Genomic DNA, 26539 nt, shown 5'->3' with positions numbered 1-26539 from the left:
CCTCAGCGCACGATCTCGCGGACCTTCACCTTGACCCGATCGCGGCCGTCGAGGTAGCGATCCATCGGCACGACCGTGCGCATGTAGCTGTTGAACGGATCGGGCCCCACGCTGGCGTGGGTCGGGCGCAGCGCATCGAGCGCGAAGTCCGGCAAGCGCGCGGCGACGTGGCCGCGGTATGTCACGCCTTGCGAGGGGACCCGGTATTGCACCACCACGCTCTTCGGCGCGACGCTCTGCCGCGGCTCGTTGGCGATCAGCGCGGAGAGGTTCTCGGGCGCGGCCAGCTCCGGCGTGACCTCGTAGCCCGGCACGATCTCCAGCTCCACGTCCCGCCCCGCCAGCTCGGGCGCGATGGGGACCTCGATGGTGCGCACCGTGTCGGGCCCTGCGAAGGGCGTCAGGTGCAAGGTGATGCGCGCCCTTTGCCCCGCGTCCACCTCGTCGTCGAGGAGCTCGACCCCGCGCAGCCGCCACAAATCGCGTGTATATTGCACGCTAAGGGTCGCGTCGACCCGCTCGATGTGCGCCGGCTCCCACGGGTTGTTGAGCACATCGCCCAGCGCGCGAACGGCGCGCGACGCGGCCCACTCGCCCGCCTCCGGCAGACCCCCGACGGCCACGCCGAAGTCGTCGAGCTCGATGCTCCCGTGGTTTCGAATGGTGATGCGCGAGTGCATCTGCCACGTGACATCGCGCCGCTCGCTGATCGTCGCCTCGACCACCGAGCCAAATACGGTGGCCACCAGACCCGGGCTCATGAACTTCTCTTCCGCCACCTCGGTGCTCCACACCTTGCGCGGCGCCACGTCGACCCCTTTGACGTCCACGCGAACGGGGAACGTCGGCCCGGTCTGCTTTTCGTCGACCACGATGGCGCTCTGCCGATCCTGCACCAGCGCGCCCAGCGGCCGCACCGCCTCGCCGACCTTGAAGCTGTGCTGCTCGCTCGCATAGATCCAGAGCACGCGCCCCACCGCGGTGGGCAGCGCGCTATCGCCGCCGTTGAGCATCGGGTGACCGAAGGCCACGAGCTTGTTCCCTTGCACATGGGTGACGGTGCCGAGCCCCATGAGCGAAACATCGCCGCTGGTGAGCTGCACGCCCACCGCGCCTCCATCGACATAGTGCTGGGGCGCGTCGGGCGCCACCGCATGGCCGCCGCCCGCCTGCATCGGCTCCAGGCCGAGCGGCTCGAACAGCTTTCGCGCGAGGTCCGCGGCGCGATCGCCCACGCCCGCCATGAGCAGCGGTGTTCCGGCGGGGATGGGCCCCGAGCGATCGCGCGCCACGCGCTTGGCCATCTGCTCGGCGTGGGCCATCAAATCGTACCGCCCCGGCGCGCCGTCGAAGCCGTTGGCGTCGAGCGAAGCCCTCCGCGGCCCCGTGACCCTTCGCGGATCGCGGTTCGGATCGGGGGTGGGCAGGGGAGCGCGCCGCTCCAAGGGCCAAAATCCGGGCGGGATGGGCCGTTGCAGCTCGGTCAGCATGGTGGCGATGGGGGTCACCCCGGCCACGGGCTCGGACTGGAAGTTCGAGAGGCTGTAGGCGTACGCGCCCGCGAGCCGCCCGCCGTCGAGGTAGATGGGGCTGCCGCTCATCCCTTTGACATTGCGCGTGATGTTCAAGCGCGGGTGCGGCGTCTTCACCAAGATGAGATCTTGCGACGGACGGAAGTTGTGCATCACGCCGATGACCTCCACGTCGAACTTCTCGGGCGTCGTCCCACGGAACACCGTGAGCCCGTAGCCCTTCATCCCCTCTTTGATCTCGCCGACCGCGATGGTCGGGCTTCGCGCCTGCCCGCGCGCGAGGGGCAAGGACACACCGAGCGCGCCCACCAATCCGACCAAGAGCGCTCCCACACAAAGATCCGTACGCACGGTGACCTAGCTTACCGAGGAGCGCGCAGAACGTCGCAATGGCTTAGGTCGAAGGCTAAATTTGCGTTCATTCGCATGATCGAATATATCTTACGCATGAGCCAAAACGTGAGCCAGACCGCGACCCCGCGCATCGTTTCCACGCAAGAGGGCTACGATCTCTGGTCCGAGATCTACGACACCGAGGAAAACCCGCTGATTTCCCTGGAGGAGCCCGAGGTCCGGCGGCACCTGGGTGACGTGCGCGGCCTTTCCATCGCCGACGTCGGCTGTGGGACCGGCCGCCATGCGGTCCGTCTGGCGGGCGAAGGCGCCAAGGTCACCGCCTTCGACTTTTCCCAGGGCATGATCGCGCGCGCCAAGGCCAAGGCGCCGCCCGGGGCCGACTTCGTGGTGCACGACATCACCACCGCGCTGCCGCTCGCCGATGGAAGCGTGGATCGGGCCATCTCGTGCCTGGTCGTGGATCATGTGCCGACCTCGCGCCTCGCGCCGCTCTTCCGCGAGCTGGGTCGGATTTGCAAAAAGGACGGCTTCATCGTGGTCTCGGTGATGCACCCGGCGATGATGCTGCGCGGGGTGCAAGCGCGCTTCTTCGATCCCAAGACGGGGGTGGATACGCGTCCCGAGAGCAGCCCCAACGTGATCAGCGACTATGTCATGGCCGCGGCGGCGGCAGGGCTGCGCTTTCTGCACGTGTCGGAGCACGCGGTCCACGCCGAGCTTGCCGCCAGGGTTCCGCGCGCCGAGAAGTACTTGGGCTGGCCCGTGCTCTTCATGATGAAGCTGGCGCCGTGAATGGTGCCCCCGCGGGCGCGGGGACCACGTTAGACTCGCCGATCATGGACTGCCTATTTTGCAAGATCGTAGCGCGGGAAATTCCGGCGAAGCTCGCATTCGAGAACGAGCATGTGGTGGCCTTCCACGACATCCGGCCCATGGCGCCGACGCACGTGCTGGTGATTCCGAAGAAGCACATCGTCGGAATTGGCCAAGCCACCGAGGACGATGTGGCCGTCTTGGGCCATGTGATGCTCGCCGGCCGCCTCGTCGCCGAAGAATTGCACCTCGACGACGGCTACCGGCTCGTCGTCAACAACGGTGAGAACGCCGGCCAGAGCGTGTTTCACCTGCACCTGCACGTGCTGGGGGGCCGCGCCCTCGGCTGGCCGCCCGGCTGAGAAAACGCCAAAAGCTGCCAAAAAGCAGACCATGGGTGGCCGCGAGGCGCGCTCGACCCCAGTTTTAGAGAAACTCGGTAAAATATAATCTAACCGCGAGGCGCTTCACGCATGGCAACGAAGAACCACTTCAAGTTCTACTGGGTCGATGTCTTCGCCACGGAGCCGCTCGGGGGCAACCCGCTCCCGGTCGTCCTCGACGCCGATCGGCTCGACGAGGCCACGATGAAGCTCGTCACCCGCGAGTTCAACCAGGCCGAGACGACCTTCATCCTGAAGCCCACGCAGCCGGGCGCCACCCACCGCCTGCGCTCCTTTACGGTTCCTGGCCACGAGGTGTCCGGCGCAGGGCACAACGCGCTGGGGGCCTGGTGGGCGCTCGCCGCGCGCGGTCATTTGAAGGCCGATTCGCCCGAGGTCACCTTTCACCAGGAGCTCGGCGAGCATGTCTTGCCGGTGGACGTCCTCTTCGAGGGCCAAGACGCGCGCCGCATCGTCATGAAGCACGCGACCCCCGCCTTCGGCGCCACCGTCTCCGATCCCGCGCGCATCGCGGCCTCCCTCGGCCTCGAGCCGGGCGACATCGATCTCGCGCGCTTCCCCGCGCAAGTCGTCTCGACGGGCGCGCCGCATTGCTTGATCCCCGTTCGCAACCGCGGCGCCATCGACCGCGCGAAGCCCGACGCCGAGCGCCTTTTGTCCCTCCTGCGCGACGCGGGCGGCGAAGGCTGCTACGTCTTTTCGCTCGACCCCGTCGATCCTGCGGCCACGGCGTATGCGCGCTTCTTCAACCCCACCGTGGGCATCTACGAGGACTCCGCCACCGGCACCGCCGCCGGCCCGCTCTCCGTGCAGCTGGTGGCCAAGGGCGTCGTGCCCGATGGTTCCACCGTGATCATCGAGCAAGGCTTTGCCATGGGCCGCCCGAGCCGCATCGAAATGCGCGTCCGCGGCGATGACGTCCGGCTCTATGGCGCCGGCATCGTCATCGCCGAGGGCGAGCTTTTCATCTGATTCGCATCCACCGCGTGATCCGGGCTCGGTCAATCCTTGCCCGCGTCCGCATCTTTCGGGCACGCGGCGAGGGAGGCGATCCACTCGTCGAGCACCGCCGCACCCGCCTTGTCGACCAGGCTCGAGGCCAAGGGCGGCATGCGGGCGGCGTCGAGCGCGTGCACGCGCAGCGAGAGCACCGATTTGCCCGGCGAGCCGGGGGCGATGATCTTGGCGTCCGGCACGCCGAGGTTTCCGTTCGATGGGTTCGCGTTGCACGCCTTGCGGTTGGCGAGCGAGGTCGTGTAGCGGAAATCGGTGCCGCCGCCGCCCAGGCCATTGGGGCGGTGGCAGAACGAGCAATTGGAGTGCAGATACGAGGCGGCGCGATCGCCCAGCTCACTTCCCGGCATGGTGGGGGTGGGGTACCGGGTCAGCTGCTGCGGCGCCGCGCCGAGGCTCGCATCGAAGAGACCGATGTGCTCGAACGTCGCCAGCTGATTGGAAATGCGCCGCGTGGAGGTATAAACGAAGTCGCCATTGAGCTGGCCCACCTCGAGCCCCAACGAGCGCCCGGCCGCCGCCGAGTGGCACGACATGCAGTCCGAGCGGCTCGGGAAGTACCATGTTTGGCCGCTCGGGTTGGCGACCGCCTTCGTCTTGTTCGCCGGGAGGAGCGTGGCGTCGGTTTGCTCGTCGTTCCACTCGTACGAGTAGCCGCCCCAATCTCCATCTTCGTGGCGAACGAGCAAGCGCGTCTCGATGCGTTTGCCGCCGAGGGTGAACGACTTGACGAGCACGGTGCCCACCGGAAGATCGAGGTCCCCGTCGGGGTTGACGTGGATCTTCTTGGTATCCGGCAGCGCCAGATACCGATCCTTGTCCGCGCCGTCGGACCAGAGCGGGCTGTTCACGCCATAAGGAACGAGCCCCGGCGCGGGGTTCTTGGGGTTCGCCGGATCGACGCACCCCGTTTGAGAGAGCTTCTCGGGAAACTGCGCCCCCGAAGGCTTCCCGTTGGCCACCACTTTGTAGATCTTGCTCCCCAGCGCCGTAATGAAGATTTCCCCATCGGCGTCCTCGTTGAACGCGGTGACGGGCCCTCCCGTGCTGCCATCGTTGATGCGGGTCACGGTGGGCTTTCGGGTCACCGGATCGAGGGTCATCGCCCAGACCTCGCCCGTCTGCGAGTCGCCGAATAGATAGCTCCCCACCAACTCGGGGATGGCCTTGCCGCGGTACACGCGCCCGCCGGTGACCGCGCGCGTTCCGCTCGGCGGATTCAGGTACTCGTAAATGGGATCGATCAAGCCCGCGCTCGAGCAGTTGGTGGTGCTCGACGGGTAGCAGTGCGACCCTTCTTTGACGCTCCACCCATAGTTGCCACCGCTCTTGACGATATCGACCTCCTCCCAATCGTCCTGCCCCACGTCCCCCAGCCAGAGCTGCTGCGAGACACGGTCGAACGAGAAGCGAAAGGGATTGCGAAAGCCATAGGCGAAGATTTCCTTCTTCTTCCCCGTCGTATCGTTCTTGAAGGGATTGCCGTCGGGGATGGCATAAGGGCTTCCATTGTCGATATCGACGCGCAGCACCTTGGAGAAGAAGCTATTCGTATCTTGCCCATGCTTGAATGGATCGCCGCCGCCGCCGCCATCGCCGAACGACGCGTAAAGGTATCCATCGGGCCCGAACTCGACGCAGCCACCTTTGTGGTTCGGTTGGTTCTCCTGATTGAACACGAGCACGTCGGACTGCCCGCCGAACGCCGTTCCATTTCGCGCCGCGCTGGTGAAGCGCCGCACGGCCGAGACGATGCGGTCCTCGGTGCCCGTCGTATACGACACGTACACGTGACCGTTGCGCGCGAAGTTCGGATGAAACGCCATTCCGAGCAGACCGCCCTCGCTGCGGAGATCGGTGATCTGGCCGGTGATGTTCAGGTCTTCGCGGACCGCGTTGGGCGGGTTCTGCGCGGGAAAGCTCACGATCTTGCCCACGCGCTCGGCCACGTACCACCGCGAAGGATCGCCAGGGATTTGCGCCATCAACATGGGGTTGTCGAGGGGCACGTTGGCATAGACGCGCTCGAGCTTGACCGCCGCGGCGGCCGGCGGACGGGCTGGCGCGCGGCACGTGGCATTGGCCGGGCGCTCATCGAGCCCATAAGGCGCAGGCTCCGGACGAACGGCGCCGTCGTCGTAGAATCCTCCGTCGTTGCTGGAGCCGTTGCTGCTGTCGTTACCGCACCCCGCGCCAGCCGCGCCAAAGGCGCAGAACGCACCCACTCCCAAAGAGACGATCGTGGTTCGCAATCGCATGTACCAAGCTTGAGTATCCCGACGCGGCGGCCGTGTTCACCCTTCGCGCCATCGATCGAACGTGAATCGCACTTCAACCCATCGGTCCAGACCATTGCGCATGGCAACGGCTGGAGGAATCTTTCACCGTCGTATTTTGACGCGCGATGGCGTTTTCCGGTCGTGGTACAGATGAGCGACCATGCACCCTGCTGCCGTTTGGATGCTCGGAGCCGACCTCGCATGACGCTGTCGCAATCGACCAGGTATCTTCTCGCCGCACCGCTGCTGGCTGCCCCGCTCGTCGCGATCTTGCTGCCCGCAACGTACAATAAGATGGAGCCCACCCTCTTCGGGTTCCCGTTCTTCTACTGGTATCAGCTGCTCTGGGTCGTGCTCACCATGGCCTCGATGAGCGGCGCGTACTTTCTCGTGGTCCAGCCGACGAAGTCGCAGAAGCGTGGAGGTCCTCCGTGAGTTCCACCCTGGCCACCGAGCACTTCAACGGCGTCGCGCTCGCCGTCTTCACCGTCTTGTTCCTTCTCGTCGCCGTGATGGGCTTCCTCGCAGCCCGCTGGCGCCGCCCCGCGAACCTTCAGCACCTTCACGAGTGGGGCCTCGGCGGGCGCTCGTTCGGCACCTTCGTCGCGTGGTTCCTCCTCGGTGGCGACCTGTTTACGGCGTATACGTTCATCGCCGTGCCCGGGCTGGTGTTCGGTGTGGGCGCGCTCGGATTTTTTGCCGTGCCGTACACCATCATGGTGTGGCCGGTCATCTTCCTTTTCCTTCCACGTCTTTGGTCGGTGTCTCATCGACACGGTTATGTGACCACAGCCGACTTCGTGCGAGGCCGTCATGGCTCGCGTGCGCTTTCGCTGGCCGTGGCCATTACGGGCATTCTGGCGACCATGCCCTATATCGCGCTTCAGCTGGTGGGCATTCAGGTTTGCTTGGATGTCATGGGCGTGGGCGGTGGTCCCGAGACCTCGTGGATCGTGCGTGAGATGCCGCTGCTCGTGGCCTTTGCCGTGCTTGCGGCCTACACGTACTCGTCGGGTCTGCGTGCACCTGCGCTGATCGCGTTCGTAAAGGATACACTCATCTACTTGGTGATCGCCGTTTCGATCGTGTACCTGCCCGCCAAGCTCGGGGGCTGGGAGAACATCTTCTCGGCCGCCGGGACCTCGCTCGCGAAGACCAACCCCAACACGGGCAAGCCCTTCGGCGGGTTGATCCTCAGCCAAAAGCAGCTTTGGCCTTACGCCACCCTTGGTTTCGGCTCGGCCCTCGCGCTCTTCGTGTACCCGCACGCCATCACCGCGGTGCTCTCCACCAAGAACCGCAACGTCATCCGGCGCAACACCATCCTGCTCCCCCTCTACACAATCTTGCTCGGCCTCATCGCCCTGCTCGGGTTGATGGCCCTCGCCGCGGGCGTGAAGACGGGTGGGAACAATTCACTGTCGGTGCCCCTCCTGTTCCAGCAGTTCTTTCCGAACTGGTTCGTGGGCCTTGCCTTTGGTGCGATTGGAATCGGGGCGCTGGTGCCGGCCGCCATCATGTCGATCGCCGCTGCAAATCTCTTCACGCGAAACATTTACCGCGAGTTCATTTCGCCCAACGCCACCCCCGCGGCCGAGACGCAGGTGAGCAAGCTCGGCTCCCTGCTCGTCAAGTTCGGGGCCCTCGTGTTCGTGCTGGTGCTCGACAAGTCGTTTGCCATCCAGTTCCAGCTCCTGGGCGGCATCTGGATCCTGCAGACGTTCCCCGCGCTGGTGTTCGGGCTCTACACGCGGTGGTTCCATGGTCGCGCGCTGCTCGTCGGCTGGCTGGTGGGCATGGTTTACGGGACGACCACCAGCTACTTCGTTCCGGCACCGGGAAAGCCGGGAACCCACTTCGGCGGTCAGGTGGCGGAAATTCCGCTGCTGGGCGAGCTGGGGTACATCGCGCTCACGGCGTTCGCGGTCAATGTGCTCGTCACCGTGGTCCTCACCCCGATCTTCCGCGCCCTCAAGGTGCCCGAGGGGCGCGATGAAACGGCCGCCGACGATTACGAGGCCGCGGCCGGCGATCCCGGTGTCGCGCAGGAGTTGGGCGAGCTCCCCTCCGCCGTCGGCACCGCGCACCACTGAGATGAAAATGCGATTGGCGCTTTGCGCCAAAAACAAAAACGAGAAAAGTGCATTCGAGGCCTTGATCGAGCCCTGTCAGGTCACCAGACTGACGACCTGGTGACGAAGGCCAATCGACGTGTATTTCTCAAACAGGTCGCAACGGCGGCGGGGGCCGCATCGATAGGCAGCATTCCCGGGTGTGTTCAAAATACATCCGGCACATCCGGCACATCCGGCGTTGCGCGCTCCCCAACGCTTCTTCAATCTTCTCCTGTTTCTCCTGCTTCTGCTCCGGGTCATCCGAATGCTTCGCGGCACGCGGGTATGGCGGGACTTGTCGGATATCAAAGCTTCGGTCCGGAGGAAGCGGCGTTCGTCGAAGTCATGGTGAACGTCATGTGTCCTGCCGACAACCTCACGCCCAATGGGGTCGATTGCGGGCTAGCCATATTCATGGATCGCCAGCTCGCGGGCGACTTTGGCAAGGGCGCGAGGCGTTATTTGCGCGGCCCCTGGAAGGCGAAGGCAGGAAAGCCCCAGCACGGATATCAAAGCCCGCTCACCCCCGAACAGTTTTTCAAAGCAGGTATTGCCGCCGCGAACGCGCAATGCAAGAAGCGATTCGGCAAACCCTTCACCGAGCTGGGCGCGGCCGACGCCGACGTGTTCCTCAATGAGGTTGCGGCGGGGAAGATCGCCGACGCGCGCGTTCCCTTGGGCGTCTGGTTCAACGATCTGGTGTACCCGCTGTTCACGCAAGCATGCTTTGCCGACCCGATCTACGGCGGCAATGTGGACAAAGTTTTTTGGAAGATGATCGGGTATCCCGGCCTTCCATCGAACAACACCCGAAACATGGTCGACTTTCGCGGAAAACCATTCCCTGGTGCCAAAACGCCCAAGTCGATCGCCGATTTTAGTTAACAACGACCAGAGAGCGCGAGCCGATGGCAAAGAGACTCGGCAACCACACGGTGGTCATCGTCGGCGGTGGCCTCACGGCGGGCCTGATCGCCCGTCAGCTCACGGCCAAGGGCATCGACGTGCTCGTCCTCGAGCGCGGCGCAGACCATGGTGCCGCGGCCGAATCTCATTTTCCCAACCAGCGCGACGAGCTGCGTTGGGACACGCGTCAAGGGATCATCCAAGACTGGTCGCTGCAGACCTATTCGCTCCGTCACGACACGAAAGAAGATGCGCTGCCCGTCCGGTGGATGGAGGCATTTCTTCCGGGCGAAGGACTGGGGGGGGCCGGCAGCCATTGGAACGGCATCACCTGGCGCTGGTCCGAATACGATCCGGCCATGCGCTCGCACCTCGAGGCGCGCTACGGCAAAAAGAGCATCCCCGCGAACATGCCCTTGCAGGATTGGGGGGTCACGTACACGGAGCTGGAGCCGTATCATCATTTGTTCGAGAAGCTCTTTGGCGTCGCCGGAAAAGCCGGAAATATCAAAGGCGAAATCAAGGAGGGCGGAAATCCCTTCGAGGCCCCGCGCCGCGACGACTACCCGCAGGCGCCGCTGGAGATCACGGAGGCGGGGCTCATCTTCCAGGAGGCCGCCCGAAAGAAGGGCTACAAGCCATTCCCCATGCCCGGCGCCAACTCCACGGGGGCCTATACCAACCCCGATGGCCAGACGCTCGGACGCTGTCAGTACTGCGGCCACTGCGATCGGTTCGTTTGCGACGCCCACGCCAAGGGCACGCCCGATCAGCTCCTCTATCCCATGCTGGCCACGCGAAAGGGCTTCGAGCTTCGCCTGCGCTGTCACGTCCTCGACGTTTTGTACGACCGCAAAGCGCGCCGCGTTACGGGGGTGCGTTATGTCGATTTGGTGACGGGGGAGGAAATCGAGCAACCCGCAGATGCCGTGGTGCTCGCCGGCTTTACGATGACCAATACGAAGCTCCTGCTCGTGGGGGGCATCGGAAAGGCGTACGATCCAAAGACGGATACGGGGGTGGTCGGGAAAAATTTTTGCTACCAGACCACGTCGAGCGTCTCGCTCTTCTTCAAGGATCGCTGGATCAATCCGTTCTTCAACTCCGGCAGCACGGCGACCACCATCGACGAGTTCAACAACGACAACTTCGATCACACGGGGCTCGGCTTTTTCGGCGGCGCCGTGATCAGCGCGGCCGTGTTCAGCGGAAGGCCCATTGGGGCGCGCCGCGTTCCTCCTGGCACGCCGCGTTGGGGAACCAAGTGGAAGCAGGCCAACGCCGACTGGTACGCGCACGCATTTGCGCTGTCGGCGTGGGGTTCTTGCTACCCCAACCGTGAGAACTATCTGGACCTCGATCCCGAATACAAGGACGCTTACGGGCAGCCGCTGGTGCGAATGACCTTCGACTGGCGGGAGAACGAGCTCAAAATGTCCGAGTACGTCACGAAGAAGATGGAGGAGCTCGCGAAGGTGAGCGGCGCCACCCTCGTTGGACCGGCAAATCCCCGCAAGGGGCCGTTCGACACGCGGGTGTATCAGACCACGCACATCACCGGCGGCACCGTGATGGGGCGCGATCCAAAGACGAGCGTGGTCTCACCGCACTTGCAGCACTGGGACGCGGAGAACCTGTTCGTGGTGGGGGCGTCAACCTACCCCCACGACTCCGGATACAATCCGACAGGGCCGCTTGGCGCGCTCGCATTGCGCTTGGGCGACGATCTCGTTCAATATACGCAGCGACCAAGGATGCTCTGATCCCAGCTTCTGGCGAGAGAGCGCACGCGAACACGGAGCCGTGATCGAGAAAGGACCACGATGGATGTCGCGTTCATCGGTGCAGGCGGTGTAGGCGGTTACTTTGGCGGCTTGCTTGCGCGCAAAGGTGTTGGCGTTCACTTCGTCGCGCGAGGCCAGCACCTTTCGGCGATTCGTCGCGAAGGGCTGCGCATCGAGGCGGCGTCGGGCACCTTTACCGTTCGTCCGGCCAGCGCCGAGGCCGACGCGCGGGCCGTCGGGCGCTGCGACTTTGCCTTCGTGTGCGTGAAGAACTACGATCTCGATGCGGCCATCGAGGCGTTGCGGCCGTTCGCGGGGGAGCGCGCGTGCTTCGTCCCGCTGCTCAACGGGGTCGATGCGGTCGACAAGCTGGGCGCCGCCTTTCCGCGCCGCACGGTGGCGGGGCAATGCAGCGTGCTGGCCGAGGTGGCCGCGCCCGGGGTGATCCGGCAGGCGCCGGGGCCGCAGCAAATCGTGGTGGGCGAGCTGGATCGGCGCCTCACCAGCCGCGTGGCGGCGCTCGCCGACGTGTTTGCTGGCACCGGCGTCGATCTGGTCGTCTCCGAGTCGATTCAGACCGCGCTCTGGACCAAGGCCATCTACATCGCCTGCCTGGCGAGCGTCATCGCCGCGACGCGCACGTCCGCGCGCGAGGTGCTCGCATGCGCCGAATCACGCGCCTTGTACATCGCCGCGCTCCGCGAAGCGGTGGCCGTGGCGGACAAAGAAGGCGTGACCTTGGAGCCAAACCTCGTGCAAACCCTGCTCGCGCGCGGCGAAGCGCTGCAAGCAGGGACGAAGCTCTCGCTCCTGCGCGATTTCGAGGCAAATCGCCGCACCGAAATCGAGTCGCTGAGCGGCTCGTTCATCCGTCGCGGGCGCGCGCGGGGTGTACCTACACCGACGCACGAATTTTTATATGCCGTGCTGCTGCCCGCACACCTTCGCGGGTGCGCGGGGGTTTAAATTCGTCGAGCTTGGCGCCAGCGAAAGAAGGCGGTCAAGCGGTCAAGCGGTCAAGCGCTCAGGACGGCTTCGCGTCGGCCGCCTTCGGGTCGTATCCTTCCGGATGGACCGCGAACTTCGGGGTGCCGAGCGCACGGCGCTCGCGCTTGTTCCGCTTGCCGTTGGTGGTCGCCTTGCGCTTACGAATGCGCGCGAACTGCTGTGTTGACGAAACCATGGGGAAGTAACCCTCTCGTGAAATAGGCGGCGCACTATGATTTTTTGCGTCGCTTCTGTCAACCCCGGTCAAAACCGCCGCCCGTACCCGCTGCGTACCTGCTGCATTACGGCGGACGAACCGTGACGATGGCCGAAAATTTAGGCTCGGCGAAGGGAGGCAGCTTCATCTGCCGCAGCGCGGTTCGGATGCAGCCCTCGGCCGGTTTTCCAACGGAGGCGCCCGTGATGCTCACGCTTCGCACGGCGCCGCTCGAGTCGAAAATGAGGGTGGCGCGCGAGATACCCTCGTCGCGGCGCAGGCAAGCTCGTGCTTTCGGGAGCACCAAGCTCAGCGCGCCCTGAACCGCGCCGTTGGCCGGCCGTTGCGGCACGCCCCCAGCGGTATCGCTCGGCGCGGCGGCGATGCGCATCGCGCTCGAGTCCGGGGGCGCCTTGAGAATGTCGTCTTTCTTCGGCTTGCTCGGCGCGGTGAGGAACCTGCGCGCGGGCCGTTTCGACGCGCGCGCCGGGGGCTTCTCCTCCGGCACCGTGCTGCTGGCGTTGCCCGCGTTTTCCGCGGTCCCCGGCGGGGCGCGATCGAAGATCGGCACGGACATCGCGGGCTCCGGCGTGGCCGCCGCGGGGGCCATGGATGCGAGCGCGGAGCTGGTCGCCTCCGGCTCGGCCACCGGGCTGGGCGCCGAGAGTCGAGCTTCGTCGGCCGCCGGCGCTGCGTTCTTCATCCAGACGACCATGCCCGCGGCGGCTGCCATCGCCGCAAGCCCGCCCCACAACAGAGCGCGCCGTTTCTGCGTTGCCTGGGGTGAGCTCGAGGTCGAGGGAGCCGCCTCCGACATGGGGCTCGAGATGGGCGGCGGCACCAGGCTCGAGGCCGTCGCCACCGCGCCGGGCGAGGCCAGCGGCGATTCGTAAACGGCCATCGACGTCTCCGCCGTGACCGCTTCTTCGCCAAACGCGCCGGCCTCCGGCGGCGGAACGGCGGCGCGTTCCAGGACGGGTTCCGGCGATGGCGCGGGCTCCAGGACGGGTTCCCTTGGCGCGAGCTCGAACGACGCGAGCTCCAACGGCGCGGGCTCCAACGACGCGGGCAACGCCGCCGCGACGCGCGACTCCGGCGCTGTGCGCGACTCCGGCGCGGCCATGGCCCCGGGCGCGCTCGGGCGCACGGAGGGGCGGCGCATGGAAATGGGCGCCTCGATGGACGTCTCCGCCGTGACATCGCTCTCGGAGCGCCCGGCCATCGGTGGCGATACGCTGCCCGAGCGGCGCTCCGGAATGTCGTTGGCCGCGAGCACGTGCTGCTCGTCCAACTCCTCCGGCTCACCCTCGGCTCGCGGCAGCGGGGGCAAAAAGAGCGCATCATCGTCGGGCGGCGGGACGACCGCATCGACCGCGTCATCCCAGTCGGCGTCGAAATCGTCCGACGATGCGAAGGTGCTGTCGGGTCTCTGGGACGCGCGCTCGTCCGAGGACGCTTCGACCGCGCTCTCGCGCCGCTCGTGCCGGCTCGCGGCATGGGCGATGGTCTCTTGCCAGGCCGGCGCGGTGAGGCTCGACTTGGACACGGGATCGGCGATTTGCGCGAGCAAACGCTGGGCGGCCGCCTCCCACGAGGCCGATGTGCGAACGGGACTCGGCCACTCCGCCAAAGCCTCGGCAATTGCGGCGTCGTCGACGCCGCCCATTTTGCCGGCTGTCACGCCACCTCTCCCGCGATATCGAAGCCCCGAGAGGCCATGTATTCGCGCAGCTTCCGGCGCGCCTCGTGCACGCGCCACGCGATGGTGCCCTCCGGCGCCCCAAGGATGACGGCGGCGTCTTCGTGCGAGCGGCCATCGATGCACACCAGGATCAAGGTGGTGCGAAGCGTATCGCTCAACGTATCGATGCCTTCACAAAGGGCGCTGTACAGCTCCTTGCGGGCCGCGTCCCCGGGGGGATCGGCCATAGCGCTCGGTCGTCGTTCCGTCATCACGCCTTCGAGGCGCGGGTCCATCGAGTCGCCGCTGATGCGGGAGGTCCGCCGGGAGCGAAGGGCGTTGAGCGAGAGGTTTACGGCGATGCGGTAAAACCAGGTGTATGGCTCGCTTCGCCCGTCGAACCGGCTCAGCGCGTGGTAGGCGCGCACGAAGGTCTCCTGGGTGACGTCCTCCGCCTCGCTCTCATCGCGCAGCATGTGAACCGCGAGCCGATGGATGCGCTGCTGATGACGGCGCACCAGTTGCCCAAATGCACCCACGTCGCCTTCGCGGGCGCGCTCGACGAGATCTCGGTCGGTGGGCTTGGCCATGCGTTGTCGGGAGCTCAGAATCGCCGAGCCGTTGCGAGCCGCCAAGGACGACCGGGAGCGAAAGCCCCAATCATTTCGTGGTGGATCGCGCGGAATCTCGTTGATCGGATTACAAAACGATAACGCGGACACGCCCCTTCGACAAAGGGAAGCACCAGGTCTTTGGATGGCGAGGATATTGCGTCGCCAGGGTCGGGCGAGGTGGGCAGGTCGGGCTCGCCGCTTGGATTCGCCGGTGTTCGAAGCGAACCAAAGGTTTCTTCACCAAAATGAAATAAATCAGGCGCTTCGAGTGAACAATATTGCATCGGTACGGCACCCACCCCTCGTGTAGGCCCCCCTGTAGGTGGTGTCAGTTACCCTTGAGCTAGGCCGCCCTACTTTCCCCCGGGATCCGCCCTTAGATTCGGTCGCTTCGAAAGACGTTTCATGAACAATTCAACGACGCCCGCCGTGAATGACTCGACGACGCCCGCCGTAACCGACGAACTCCGACGAACCCTGGCCGCCGAGGAAGGTGGCCGGCTTTGGCTTCGGCGCGGCATCATCGCCGGGGTGGTCGTGGTCGCCATCACGGGCGGTTTGGTCTGGCGCGCCAAGCATCGACCTCTCCCGCCCGCGAAGTACGTGACGGCGACCGCCTCGGTGGGGGACGTGATCGAGAAGGTGCAGGCCACGGGCGCCGTGCAGCCGGTTCTTCAAGTCGACGTGGGCGCGCAGGTGAACGGCAGGGTCACCAACGTGTTCGTCGACTTCAACTCGCAGGTGAAGAAAGGCGACCCGCTCGCGGAGATCGACTCCACGGTGTACGGCACCACCGTGAACCAAGGGCAGGCAAACCTCGCCGCCCAGCGCGCCCAAGTCGCCAGCGCCCGCGCGAACGCCGAGGCGGCCCGTCTCGCCTACGAGCGCGCCGAGAGGCTCTACCAGCAGAGCCTCGCCAGCCGCGCCACCCTCGACACCGCGCGCGGCACGTACCAGGCCGCGAAGGCCACGGCCGAAGCCGCGAAGGCCTCCGTCGGATCGTTCGAGGCGCAGCTCAAAGCCTCCAAGACCAACGTGGGCTACACGAAGATCTACTCGCCGGTGGACGGCATCGTGGTCACGCGCTCCACCGATCCCGGCGCCATGGTGAACGCGAGCTTCACGGCCCCCAAGCTGTTCGTCATCGCCCAGGATCTGCGGCGCATGCGCGTCTTGGCGGACGTGGACGAAGCCGACGTGGGCCGGCTCAAAGAGCAAATGGAGGCCGACGCGGTGGTCGACGCCTTCCCGGGCGAGCTGTTTCGCGGCATCGTGCAGCAGGTTCGTTTCAGCCCGAACAACCAAGCCGGCGTCGTGACCTACTCGGCGGTGGTCGAGGTGGCCAACCCCGAGGAGAAGCTCCGCCCCGGCATGACGGCGACCATCACCATCCGCACGCGCGAGGCCAAAGGCGTGGTGCGCATCCCCAACTCCGCGCTTCGCTACCGTCCCTCGCCGCCGCTCGGCCCGGACAACAAGCCCATCTTGCAGCCGCCGGATCCACCGCTGGCCAAGGGGACGGGGCGCGTGTACGTGGTGACCAACGACAAGCCGGGTGAGGAAAAGGCCGAGCCCAAGGTCGTCACCATCGGCGCGAGCGACGGCATCGTGACGGAGATCACGGACCCCTCGCTCCCGGCCGACACCAAGGTGGTGACCGACGAGCTGGATCACTCGAAGAAGAAGGGCCCCTTCTAGTGGAGACGCGCACGGGGGCGAACGGCGCGGACCATCCGGCGCCCGCCTCGTCCGAGGTGCTCATCGAGCTGACCCGCGTCTCCAAGGAGTACCGCTCGGAGGCGGGGCTCGTGCGCGCGCTGCGCGACGTGAGCGTCTCCATCGCGCGCGGGGAGTTCGTGGCCATCGTGGGCACCAGCGGCTCCGGCAAGTCGACGATGATGAACATCCTCGGCTGCCTCGATCGGCCCACGCGAGGCACCTACAGCCTCGGTGGCCTCGACGTGGGCGGGCGGACCAACGATGGCCGCGCCATCGTGCGCAACCGGCTCATCGGCTTCATCTTCCAGGGCTTCAACCTGCTCTCGCGCACCACCGCCCTCGAGAACGTGGAGCTCCCGCTGCAGTACCGCGGCGTCCCCGCCGGCGAGCGGCGCGTGCGGGCCACGCGCGCCCTCGAAGCGGTGAACTTGGCCGAACGTATGTATCATACACCGAACCAGCTCTCCGGCGGCCAGCAGCAGCGCGTGGCCATCGCGCGGGCGCTGGTGACCGATCCGCCGCTCCTCTTGGCCGACGAGCCCACGGGCAACCTCGATACGCGCACCAGCTACGAGGTGCTCGCGCTCCTGCAGCGCCTCAACCGCGAGCGCGGCATCACCATTTGCTTGGTCACCCACGAGCACGACATCGCGGCCTGCGCGTCGCGCGTGATCGTGGTGCGCGATGGGCGCATCGAGAGCGATACGCGCCAGGACGAGCCCATCGACGCCGCCGCCGCGCTGGCCCAGCTGCCCCCGCCCCAGGAGGCGAGCGCCGGAGGGGATCGCGCGGCCGACAGCGACGCGGCGCATGGTCACGTGCTTCGAGGCGGGCCCGTGCCCCGGTCGGCGGGGTTCGCGATGGCCGGCGGGCTCGCGCTGGGGGCGCTGGTGGGGTTGCTCTACGACGCGGTGGTGCTCGGCGCGGTGGGCGCGACCATCCCCGTGCTCCTCGGGTTCGTAGGCGAGGCGTGGTGGGGCGCGCGCCGGGGGGCGAAGGTGCTCGGGCATCCGCTCGCGGCCGATCAGCGCGCGCGCCTGGCGCTCGTGTACACCTTGATCACCACGGCGGTGATCGCGTTCCTCGCGGGTTGGCTGGTGTTTCCCACCCTCCCGGCGTCGAGCTTCGATGCGTGGGTCGCGCCGGGGCGGCTGCCCTGGGGCATCGCGCTCGCCTTGCTCCTGTTCGTGCTCGCCCTGGCGCTGCTTCGTTACCTTCTGCTCACCTTCTTCGGGTCGGGCTTCTTCCAGAGGTACGTCGCCGGCCGTCCGCGCCGCGCCTCCGCGCCATGAACCGCATGTTCCTCAACGCCTTTCGCCTCGCGCTGAGCGCCCTCGCGCGCAACAAGACGCGCTCGGCGCTCACGGTGCTCGGCATCCTCATCGGCGTCTCCGCGGTGGTCACGGTGACCGCGCTGGCCACGGCCGCCAGCGAAAAGGTGGGCGGCCAGCTCGACAGCTTCGCGAGCAACGCCATCTTCATCAGCGCGCGCCCCTCGCAGCACGCGGGCCAGCGCCGCACGAACACGCGCCTCACCGACACCGATATCCGCGCCATCGACCGCGAGGCGGTGAGCGTCAACGGCGTGGCCCCGTTCAGCGGCACCATCGCGCAGGTGGTGTACGCCGATCAAAACGTGGCCACGCAGATCGTGGGCACCACCCTGCCGTACTTCAAGGTCCGAAAATTCACGGTGGAGCGCGGCCAGCTGTGGACGGACTCGGACGAGCTCCTCAAGACCAAGGTGTGCCTCGTCGGTCGCACGGTCGCGAACAAGCTCTTTCGCGGCGAGGATCCCGTGGGCCGCATCATCCGCATCGGCCGCGCGCCGTATCGGGTCATCGGGCTCTTGGCGCCCAAGGGCAACTCGCCCTTTGGCGATGACCAAGACGATCGCATCATCATGCCGGTCGGCAGCTACCGATCGCGCGTGTCGTTCACGTACGGCGGCAAGGTGGACACCATCATCGCCAGCGCCACCTCGGAGGAGACCACCGATCGCGCGATCCGGCAGATCACGGACATCCTCCGTCAGCGGCACCGCCTCCCGCAGCTGGCGGAGGATGACTTCCGCATCGGCTCGCAGGACGAGTTCCGTCGCACGGAGGGCGCCATCGCCGCGGTGCTCTCGGCGCTCCTCTTGGGGGTGGCGGGGGTGAGCCTCATCGTGGGCGGGGTGGGGGTGATGAACATCATGCTGGTGAGCGTCTCCGAGCGAACGCGCGAGATTGGGATTCGCATGTCCATCGGCGCGCGCGAGGGCGACATCCTCACGCAATTTCTGGTGGAGGCGGTGGTGCTCAGCTCCATCGGCGGCGTGGCGGGCATCGCGCTCGGCATGCTGGCGGCGTTCGGCTTGGGGTTCGCGCTGGACTGGCGGGTGGTCCCCAGCGGGATCGCGCTCACGGTGGCGCTGCTCACCAGCTCCACCATCGGCATCGTCTTCGGATATCTGCCCGCGCGGAGGGCGGCGAAGATGGATCCCATCGACGCGCTGCGGACGGAATGAAGCTCCTGCTCCCCATCACGCGCCCGCTCGGCCGCGCCCTGGTCCCCATCCGCCTGGCCTTGCGCGCCATCCGCCGCAACGCCATGCGCGCGACCCTCACGGTGCTCGGCATCCTCATCGGCGTGGCGGCGGTGGTCATCGTCACGTCGCTGGGGGCGGGCGCGCGCGACGCCGTCTCGCGCCAGCTCGACACCTTGGGCTCGAACCTGATCTTCCTCTTCCCGCGCAGCACCTCGGCCTCGGGCGCGCGCAGCCGCACCGTCACGGGCCGGCTCACGGAGGAGGACGCGCGCGCCATCGTGCGCGAGTCGACCAGCGTGGCCCGCGTCTCGCCGACCATCGCCACGCGGGTGCAGGTCTTCAACGGCGACAGCAGCTACTCCACGCAGGTGATGGGCGTCACCTCGGAGTGGTTCGCGGTGCACCGCTGGACCTTCGCCGCCGGCGCCATGTGGAGCGACGGCGATGCGCTGCTCAAGGCCAAGGTGTGCATCCTCGGTCAGACCGTGAAGACGCGCCTCTTCGGGAGCCAAGATCCGGTGGGGCAGGTGATTCGCATCGGCAATTACCCTTACCGCATCACGGGGGTGCTCGATGGAAAGGGCGATCTCTTCGGCGGCGATCAAGACGACATCGTGGTGACCCCGCTCGGCGGGGTGCGTTCGCGCTTCGCCCGCATGGCGCCGGGCACCGTGCACTCGATGACCCTCACGGCGACGTCGGCCGAGACGACGGATCGCGCGGTCGAGCAGATCACCAGCGTGCTCCGCCAGCGCCACCGCCTCCACGAGGGCGCGGAGCCCGACTTCGAGATGCACACGCAAAAGGAGATTCAAGAGGTGCAGCAGACGATCTTCACGGTGCTCACCGTGCTGCTCGTCGCGGCGGCCGCGATCAGCCTCCTCGTGGGCGGCATCGGCATCATGAACATCATGCTGGTCAGCGTCACCGAGCGAACGCGCGAGATCGGCATCCGCATGGCCATCGGCGCGCGCGAGGGCGACATCTTGCTGCAGTTCCTGGTGGAGGCGGTGGTGCTCTCCTTCCTCGGGGGCGTCGCCGGCGCGGCGGTCGGCGCGGTGTGCGTCGCCGGCATCGGGCACGCGCTGGGTTGGTCCATGAGCGTGAGCGGCGTGTCGCTGGCGATCAGCCTCATCGTGAGCGCCGTCATCGGCATCGCGTTTGGCTTCTTCCCCGCCCGCCGCGCGGCCAAGCTGGATCCGATCGACGCGCTCCGCCACGAGTGAGCCGATGGGCGCACGCCCGGCGCGACGTCAAGTCGAAGCGGCGCGGCGGAGGCGGTCGTGCACCGCCAGCCAGCGCTCATCGTCGTGCGGCGGGGATTCGACGACGATCACGTGGGTGCCTTCGTCGTCGCAGAGGTGGAGCGTGGTGAAGAGCGCGCGCTCGTAGCCCTTGGGATCGTGGGGGAGCGTGTGCACGCGCAGCGGCGGAGTCGCCGGGGTAGGCGCCGAATAGGCGACGATGGCCACGTCGCGGCCCGACTCGCGATGCGCGATGGCGATGCGCTCCACCTCGTTCATCCCGGTGGCGAGGATCACGCGCCCGCGCGGCGCGTAGTGGCGCGCGTCCATGCCGGGGGAGGGGCGGGGGGCGTCGCCCGCGGCATCCGCCGTCGAAGGCGTCGCCACGTCGATGGCGCCGACCACGGCGCGCAGGGTGGGGAGATCGATGCCGCCCGGGCGCAGCAAGCGCGTGCGCGGGCCGCGCACGTCGATCACCGTGGACTCGATGCCGCCGATGCAGGCGCCGCCGTCGAGCACCAGATCGACCGCGGCGCCCAGGGATTTCACCACGTGGGCGGCGGTGGTGGGCGAAATGGTTTGGTAGCGGTTCGCGCTGGGGGCGGCGATGGGCTCGCCCAATCGAGCAATGAGCGCCCGCGCGATCGGGTGCACCGGCGCGCGCAGCGCGATGCTCTCGCCCCCGCCGGCCACCTCTGCCGGAACATGCTCGGCGCGCCCCACGACCAAGGTCAGAGGCCCGGGCCAAAAGGCCTGCGCCAGCCGGGTGGCGCGCTCGTTCCAACCGACCGCGAGCGAGCGGGCCTCGTCCTCGCCGAGCACGTGCAGAATGAGCGGGTGGCTTCGCGGGCGGCCTTTGGCCTCGAACACCTTGGCGACGGCGCTGCGATCGAGCCCGCGCGCGCCGAGGCCGTACACCGTCTCGGTGGGGAAGGCCACCAGACCGCCGTCCTGCAGGACGCGCACCGCCGCGGCGATATCCACCGGATCGGGGTGCGCCGTATCGAGGACCCGGACCTCGGGCTTCTGCGATTTGCGATCGGTCACGCGTGCCTCTTAGCACTTTCGACTCGGGTGTGTGCTACGAGGGAGACCATGCGTGCGGTGCCGTTCGCCATGTTCACCATGACCGCGGTCGCTGGGCTCGGGATGGTGGCCTGCGGTGGCGAGCCAAAAGGAGCCGCCAGCCCCGCGCCCCCCGTCGCGGACGCGGGGGCGAAGACGGCGGCCGCTCCCCCGAGCGCGCTCCCCTTCGTCCCCTCCAATGTGCCCATGGCGCCGATGCCGCCGCCGTTTCGCTATGGCTCGCAAAAGGCGGAGAAAAAGCCGCTGCCATCCTCGGGCACCCCGGCTTGCCGCGACGCCTTCGCCTCCCCGGCCCCCGCCTCGGATCCCGCGGGGCAGCTGCAAAGGCTCGCCAAAGCGTGCAGCGACAAGATGCATCCGGCGGGTGCGCCCGTGTCGGGTACGCAAGCGCAGGGGGCGCCCGCGCAGAGCATCAAGCTCAAGGCTGAATCGGGGCGCTGTTACCGGGTGTATGCAGCCGCTGCGCCCGCGGTGAAGAATCTCGTGGTGGTGGTGACCGACTCGGCCGGTGCGGTGGTCTGGGAGTCGCGCACGGAAGAGGCACGCGTGGCCGCCCCCGAGGACGGCGCCCTCTGTTTCAAAGCGAACGACGACGCCCAGGTCACGGTGAGCGTCGGTTCAGGCGAGGGCGCTTACGCGGTTCAGATCTGGAGCGATTGAGCTTCGATGGCTTGTCGCGGCAATCCTTTACATCTATACCTTTTAGCACTGCTCGTCAGCGAGCGCTGAGCCGGTACCAGCCGTACCGCAACGCCCATCAAGCCGGGCGTGGCTGTGCGCCGGAACCATGCTGAAACGGACATCGTACGCGGAAATGCGTGCGGCATCGACAGTCGAAGGCACGAGGTGGACGTCATGAGCGAAGGACGCAAAGTAGTTACGCCCACGCATTTTCCCAAGCCGCGTGGCTATGCGAACGGCATCGTCGCCGAAGGAAAGCTGCTCTTCGTCTCGGGCCAAATCGGCTGGGACTCCGACGCGCACATCGTGAGCCCCGACTTTGCCGTGCAGTTTCTGCAAGCCCTCGACAACGTGATCGCGGTGGTGCGCGAGGCCGGCGGCGGCACGGAGCACATCGTGAAGCTCCTGGCCTTCGTCACCGATCTGGATGCCTACCGCGCCGCGCGCACGGCCATCGGCGATGGCTGGCGCGCGCGCATGGGGAACTACTACCCGGCGATGAGCCTGGTGAAGGTGGCAGGCCTGCTCGAGCCGGGTGCGCTCGTCGAAATCGAAGGTATCGCCTCGCTTCCACGCTGAGACCGAGGCGCGCTTTCGCATGAGCACCGCCGCCGTCTCCGCCCCCAAGCTGCCCCCATCCCATGGCCTGCGCACCAGCAAAGCGAGGTTGCGGTCCGCGCGGGACGTGAGCCTTTGGGTGCGGCTCCTCGACTGCCACAATCGCATGCTCGTCGAGATCCGGCGGCGGCTCGATGGGCAGATCACCTTGCCGCGCTTCGATCTGCTCGCGAACCTCGAACGCGAAGACGGGCAGACCCTGGCCTCCCTCAGCCGCCGCTTGCTGGTCACCGCGGGGAACCTGACCGGCCTGGTCGATCGCGCCGAGCGCGATGGCGTGGTCGTGCGCCGCGCCGACCCGAGCGATCGCCGCCTCTCGCGCGTGTTCCTCACGCGCAAAGGGCGGGAGCTGGTCTCCGAGCTCGTCCCCATGCACGCCGAGCACGTGGGGGAGCTCCTCTCCGCGCTCGACCCGAGCGAGCGGCGCGAGATGCGCCGCCTCCTGGGGAAACTGCGCCAGTCGCTGGCCACCTCCTCCCGCGCCGCCGAGCGGGCCGAATCGCGCGAGCCCAAGAACGGCTCGAAGGATTAGAGCACCACCATGCACGCCATCGCACCCGAGACCTTCCATTACGCGCTCGAAGACGGCGTAGCCACCCTGACCCTGTCGCGTCCGGACCGACTCAACTCGCTCACCTTCGACGTGTACCGCGAGCTCGGCGACACGCTCGAGGTCATGAACGCGCACGACGAAGTTCGAAGCGTGGTGCTCACCGGCGCCGGCCGCGCCTTCTGCTCCGGCGGCGACGTGGAGGACATCATCGGAGAGCTCTTCGCGCGCGACATGCAAGGCCTGGTGGCCTTCACCCGCGCCACCGGGCGCCTCATCGCCAACATCCGCAAGCTGCGCCGGCCCGTGATCGCGGCCGTGAACGGGGTCGCCGTGGGCGCGGGCGCGGTGATCGCGCTCGCGTGCGACGTGCGCATCTGCAGCGAGAAGGCCAAGTTCGGCTTCATCTTTCCGCAGGTCGGCTTGTGCGGCGCCGACATGGGCGCGGCGTACCTGCTCCCGCGCGTGGTCGGCCTGGGGCACGCGAGCGAGCTGCTCTTCACGGGCGACATCATCGGCGCCGAGCACGCGCTGCGCATCGGCCTCGCCAACCGCGTGGTGCCGGCCGAAGACTGCGTGGCCGAGGCGCGAAAGCTGGCGCTGCGGCTCGCGTCCGGCCCTGCGTTCGCGCACGGCATGACGAAGCAGATGCTCGAGAGCGAGCACACCATGGCCCTCGACGCGGCCATCGAAGCCGAGGCGCAGGTGCAGGCCATCTGCATGCAGCACCCCGACTTCCGCACCGCCTTCGAGGCGTGGCAGAAGAAAGCGCCGCCCACCTTTGCGGGCGCCAGCAAGCCTTGGCAAAAAAGTTAGCGAGGCCCTCGTGAAGCCATCCACCTTCGACCTGACGCCGTTCTTCTCGCCCGAGCACACGGCGCTCGGGCAGCGCTGCTACGCCGACTTCGTCGAGCGGGATGCACCCGCGCTGCACACCCCGGGCGAGGTCATTCCGTACCTGGGAAAAACGGGGTACCTGGCGCATCTGGCGCCGCCTGCCGGGCGCGCGGTGAGCGTGCGATCCTTGTGCATCGTGCGCGAGTCGCTGGGCTACCGCTCGCCGCTGGCGGACTCCATCTTCGCCGTGCAGGGCCTGGGCTCGTATCCGCTGGTGCTCACCCCGGGCTTCGCGGGGCGCGAGCGCATCCTCGACGATGTCGTGTCCGGGGCGAGGGTCGCGGCGTTTGCGCTCACCGAGCCGGAGGCGGGGAGCGATGTGGCGTCGATGCGGTCCACGGCGCGCAAAGACGACGGCGGCGGCTGGCGGCTCGATGGGGAGAAGGTGTTCATCTCCAACGTGGGCATCGCCCGGCACTACGTGGTGTTCGCCAACGCCGATCCCGCGGGGTCGAAGAAGGGCATCAGCGCCTTTTTGGTCGACGCCGGCGCGCGAGGCCTCGAGCTCGCGCAGGTCCCGATGAGCGTCGATCATCCGTTGGGGCGGCTGGTGATGCGCGACTGCCGGGTGCCGGAGGGCGCGCTGATCGGCGAGGTGGGGCATGGGATGCGCCTGGCGCTCGGCACCCTCGGCGTCTTCCGCACCTCGGTGGGGGCCGCGGCGGTGGGCATGGCGTCGCGCGCGCTCGATGAAACCTTGGCGCACGTGCGCACGCGCCGGCAGTTCGGGCAAAGGCTCGCCGATTTTCAGCTGACGCAAGCCGCGCTGGCCGAAATGGCCACGGAGCTCGACGCGGCCCGCCTGCTCGTGATCCGCGCGGCGTGGCTCAAGGACGAAACCCAAGGCGCGCGCGCGGGCGACACGGCGGTGGCCATGGCCAAGATGTTCGCGACCGAGGCCGCGCAGCGCATCATCGACCGCGCCGTGCAGCTCCACGGTGGCCTCGGCGTGGTGCTGGGCTCCGTCGTCGAGCGCCTCTACCGCGAGATCCGCGCCTTGCGCATTTACGAGGGCACCACGGAGATTCAGAAGCTCATCATCGGCTCGAGCCTCGCCAAGGCCAGCGAGGGGTCATGAGCTCGGTCCTGTTCGAGCCGTTCCCGATTCGCTCGATGGTCCTGGCGAATCGGCTGGTGCTCCCGGCCATGGTCACGCGCCTCTCGGGCGAAGACGGGATCGTCAACGACGACATCAAGACGCGCTACGTGCGCTTCGCCAAGGGCGAGGTGGGGCTCATCGTGGTGGAGGCCATGGCCGTTCACAACGCCAAGAGCGGCCCGTTGCTTCGCATCGGCACGGACGAGTTCATGCCGGGTCTGTCGGAGCTGGCGCGCATGTGCCACGACGCGGGGCCGAGCAAGATCGTGCCGCAGATCATCCATTTTCTGAAGATTTCGCGCTCCGGATGGCGGCAGACGGTAGACATGCTCTCGCACGCGGACATCGACGCCATCGTCGACGCCTACGGCTTGGCCGCGGTGCGGGCGCGCGAATGCGGCTTCGACGGGGTCGAGCTGCACATGGCGCACGCCTACACGCTCTCGTCGTTCCTCTCGCGCGTCAATCCGCGCCGCGACGAGTACGGCGGCACCCTGGAGAACCGTTTGCGCGTGCCGCTGCGCGTGCTCGAGCGGGTGCGGAGCCTGGTGGGCGCCGATTTTCCCGTGGGCGTGCGCTTCCTCGGCGAGGAGTGCATCCGCAACGGCTACACGGTGCTCGACGCGGGCCCCATCGCCATTCGCCTGGCGGGCGCGGGGGCGGACTACTTGTCGCTCTCGGCGGGCGGCAAATTCGAAGATGCGCGGCCCATCCCGGGCGAGCCGCTCTATCCGTACACCGGTTACTCCGGCGATCGATGCATGCCTGGCAATCAGTACCCGGACGGCGCAAACCTCTACATCGCCGAGGCGGTGCGCGCCGCCGTGCGCAACGCGGGGCTGACGACCCCGGTGATCGCCGCCGGCAAGATCCCGACGCGCGAGCTGGCCGAGCGCGTGATCGCGCACGAAAAAGGCGATCTCGTGGGCATGGCGCGCGCGCTGCTCGCCGATCCCGACCTTCCGCGCAAGTGGCGCGAGGGGCGCGAGGACACGGTGGTGCGCTGCGTCTATGGCAACGTGTGCAAGGCGCTCGACGAGAATTTCCGGCGCGTGACGTGCACCCTGTGGCCCAAGGCGCTGGGGCGCGCCCCCGAGAGCCGCGATGTGGTGCCGCCCGTGTGGGCGGCGGCGGGGCCCGATTTGCGTGCAGAATGCAACAATGGGCGGGTGCTCCTTCGCTGGAAGGCGGCGACCGACAACGAGGGCGTCTACGGCTACCAGGTGATGCGCGCCGAGGGCGATGGCATCTTGCAGCATCACGCCAGCGTGCGCGGCAGCTCCACCCGCTACGAGGATGCCCGGGTGCTCGGGGGCCAAGTCTATCGGTATGCGATTCGGCCTTACGATCTGGCCGGGAATCATGGTCCGATGAGCCCCACCGTGCGTGCGGTTCTTTCGTGAGGAGGCTTGC

The 26539-nt window shown here is 67.3% G+C and carries 23 protein-coding genes and 1 pseudogene; 18 read left to right on the top strand and 6 right to left on the bottom strand.

The features are described 5' to 3' along the window. Positions 1-2: 2 nt before the first annotated feature. Entirely contained in the window at positions 3-1883 is a 1881-nt protein-coding gene (locus LZC94_38540) for a hypothetical protein (GenBank protein WXB13721.1), read from the bottom strand. Positions 1884-1979: 96 nt separating this feature from the next. Between LZC94_38540 and LZC94_38535 the strand changes: the two genes are divergently transcribed. The 3 genes from LZC94_38535 (at position 1980) to LZC94_38525 (ending at position 4078) form a co-directional block, all read left to right on the top strand. Continuing rightward, complete coding sequence (locus LZC94_38535; GenBank protein WXB13720.1) at positions 1980-2681, top strand: class I SAM-dependent methyltransferase; 702 nt, start codon at positions 1980-1982, stop codon at positions 2679-2681. A gap of 41 nt (positions 2682-2722) precedes the next feature. After that, positions 2723-3064: a histidine triad nucleotide-binding protein gene (locus LZC94_38530; protein WXB20301.1), complete on the top strand. Its 342-nt coding sequence runs from the start codon at positions 2723-2725 to the stop codon at positions 3062-3064. Between the two features lie 111 nt (positions 3065-3175). After that, positions 3176-4078, top strand: coding sequence for a PhzF family phenazine biosynthesis protein (locus LZC94_38525; GenBank protein ID WXB13719.1), 903 nt, complete (start codon positions 3176-3178; stop codon positions 4076-4078). Between the two features lie 29 nt (positions 4079-4107). Here the strand turns inward: LZC94_38525 and LZC94_38520 are convergent, their stop codons facing one another. Further along, positions 4108-6378 carry a PQQ-dependent sugar dehydrogenase gene (locus tag LZC94_38520; GenBank protein WXB13718.1) on the bottom strand — a complete coding sequence of 757 codons (2271 nt, stop codon included), beginning with the start codon at positions 6376-6378 and terminating at the stop codon, positions 4108-4110. Positions 6379-6600: 222 nt separating this feature from the next. Between LZC94_38520 and LZC94_38515 the strand changes: the two genes are divergently transcribed. From LZC94_38515 to LZC94_38495, 5 genes are all read left to right on the top strand, one after another. Next, the gene (locus LZC94_38515; GenBank protein ID WXB13717.1) at positions 6601-6834 is read left to right on the top strand and encodes a DUF3311 domain-containing protein; all 234 of its coding nucleotides are present in this window, start codon (positions 6601-6603) and stop codon (positions 6832-6834) included. Further along, entirely contained in the window at positions 6831-8492 is a 1662-nt protein-coding gene (locus tag LZC94_38510) for a sodium:solute symporter (GenBank protein WXB13716.1), read from the top strand. The genes LZC94_38515 and LZC94_38510 overlap by 4 nt, the downstream gene beginning before the upstream one ends. Positions 8493-8591: 99 nt before the next feature. Then, a complete protein-coding gene (locus LZC94_38505; GenBank protein ID WXB13715.1) occupies positions 8592-9398 on the top strand; it encodes a gluconate 2-dehydrogenase subunit 3 family protein in 807 nt (268 codons plus the stop codon). 23 nt (positions 9399-9421) lie between these two features. Continuing rightward, a complete protein-coding gene (locus LZC94_38500) occupies positions 9422-11182 on the top strand; it encodes a GMC family oxidoreductase (protein ID WXB13714.1) in 1761 nt (586 codons plus the stop codon). Positions 11183-11242: 60 nt separating this feature from the next. Beyond that, positions 11243-12169: a 2-dehydropantoate 2-reductase gene (locus LZC94_38495; protein ID WXB13713.1), complete on the top strand. Its 927-nt coding sequence runs from the start codon at positions 11243-11245 to the stop codon at positions 12167-12169. Positions 12170-12227: 58 nt separating this feature from the next. Here the strand turns inward: LZC94_38495 and LZC94_38490 are convergent, their stop codons facing one another. The 3 genes from LZC94_38490 to LZC94_38480 form a co-directional block, all read right to left on the bottom strand. Then, entirely contained in the window at positions 12228-12386 is a 159-nt protein-coding gene (locus LZC94_38490) for a hypothetical protein (protein ID WXB13712.1), read from the bottom strand. Between the two features lie 106 nt (positions 12387-12492). Beyond that, the gene (locus tag LZC94_38485; protein ID WXB13711.1) at positions 12493-14088 is read right to left on the bottom strand and encodes a hypothetical protein; all 1596 of its coding nucleotides are present in this window, start codon (positions 14086-14088) and stop codon (positions 12493-12495) included. After that, positions 14085-14678 (bottom strand): sigma-70 family RNA polymerase sigma factor, encoded by a 594-nt coding sequence (locus LZC94_38480; protein WXB13710.1) that lies wholly within the window; start codon positions 14676-14678, stop codon positions 14085-14087. The genes LZC94_38485 and LZC94_38480 overlap by 4 nt, the downstream gene beginning before the upstream one ends. Before the next feature lie 453 nt (positions 14679-15131). Here LZC94_38480 and LZC94_38475 point away from each other — a divergent pair, with 453 nt between their 5' ends. The 4 genes and pseudogenes from LZC94_38475 to LZC94_38460 all read left to right on the top strand — a co-directional run bounded on the left by LZC94_38475 (position 15132) and on the right by LZC94_38460 (position 20177). Next, positions 15132-16400, top strand: coding sequence for an efflux RND transporter periplasmic adaptor subunit (locus tag LZC94_38475; GenBank protein ID WXB13709.1), 1269 nt, complete (start codon positions 15132-15134; stop codon positions 16398-16400). A 56-nt stretch (positions 16401-16456) separates the two neighbouring features. Continuing rightward, positions 16457-17176, top strand: a pseudogene (locus tag LZC94_38470) (ABC transporter ATP-binding protein). A gap of 533 nt (positions 17177-17709) precedes the next feature. Beyond that, positions 17710-18930, top strand: coding sequence for an ABC transporter permease (locus tag LZC94_38465; GenBank protein WXB13708.1), 1221 nt, complete (start codon positions 17710-17712; stop codon positions 18928-18930). After that, positions 18927-20177 (top strand): ABC transporter permease, encoded by a 1251-nt coding sequence (locus tag LZC94_38460; protein ID WXB13707.1) that lies wholly within the window; start codon positions 18927-18929, stop codon positions 20175-20177. The genes LZC94_38465 and LZC94_38460 overlap by 4 nt, the downstream gene beginning before the upstream one ends. Before the next feature lie 27 nt (positions 20178-20204). On the opposite strand, the gene LZC94_38455 is transcribed toward LZC94_38460, so the two are convergent. Then, entirely contained in the window at positions 20205-21242 is a 1038-nt protein-coding gene (locus LZC94_38455; protein ID WXB13706.1) for a threonylcarbamoyl-AMP synthase, read from the bottom strand. 48 nt (positions 21243-21290) lie between these two features. On the opposite strand from LZC94_38455, the gene LZC94_38450 reads away from it, so the two are divergent. The 6 genes from LZC94_38450 to LZC94_38425 all read left to right on the top strand — a co-directional run bounded on the left by LZC94_38450 (position 21291) and on the right by LZC94_38425 (position 26529). Beyond that, positions 21291-21941: a hypothetical protein gene (locus LZC94_38450; GenBank protein ID WXB13705.1), complete on the top strand. Its 651-nt coding sequence runs from the start codon at positions 21291-21293 to the stop codon at positions 21939-21941. Positions 21942-22136: 195 nt separating this feature from the next. After that, entirely contained in the window at positions 22137-22541 is a 405-nt protein-coding gene (locus LZC94_38445) for a RidA family protein (protein WXB13704.1), read from the top strand. 19 nt (positions 22542-22560) lie between these two features. After that, complete coding sequence (locus tag LZC94_38440; protein ID WXB13703.1) at positions 22561-23112, top strand: MarR family transcriptional regulator; 552 nt, start codon at positions 22561-22563, stop codon at positions 23110-23112. Between the two features lie 9 nt (positions 23113-23121). Beyond that, positions 23122-23946, top strand: coding sequence for an enoyl-CoA hydratase family protein (locus tag LZC94_38435; protein ID WXB13702.1), 825 nt, complete (start codon positions 23122-23124; stop codon positions 23944-23946). 10 nt (positions 23947-23956) lie between these two features. Continuing rightward, a complete protein-coding gene (locus LZC94_38430; protein ID WXB13701.1) occupies positions 23957-25105 on the top strand; it encodes an acyl-CoA dehydrogenase in 1149 nt (382 codons plus the stop codon). Further along, positions 25102-26529, top strand: a complete 1428-nt coding sequence (locus LZC94_38425) for an NADH:flavin oxidoreductase (GenBank protein WXB13700.1) — start codon at positions 25102-25104, stop codon at positions 26527-26529. The genes LZC94_38430 and LZC94_38425 overlap by 4 nt, the downstream gene beginning before the upstream one ends. The last annotated feature ends 10 nt before the right edge of the window (positions 26530-26539 follow it).

Source organism: Sorangiineae bacterium MSr11954, assembly GCA_037157815.1.
GTDB classification, from domain to species: Bacteria; Myxococcota_A; Polyangia; order Polyangiales; family Polyangiaceae; genus Pendulispora; species Pendulispora albinea.
This window is presented reverse-complemented; position numbering and strand designations above follow the sequence as displayed.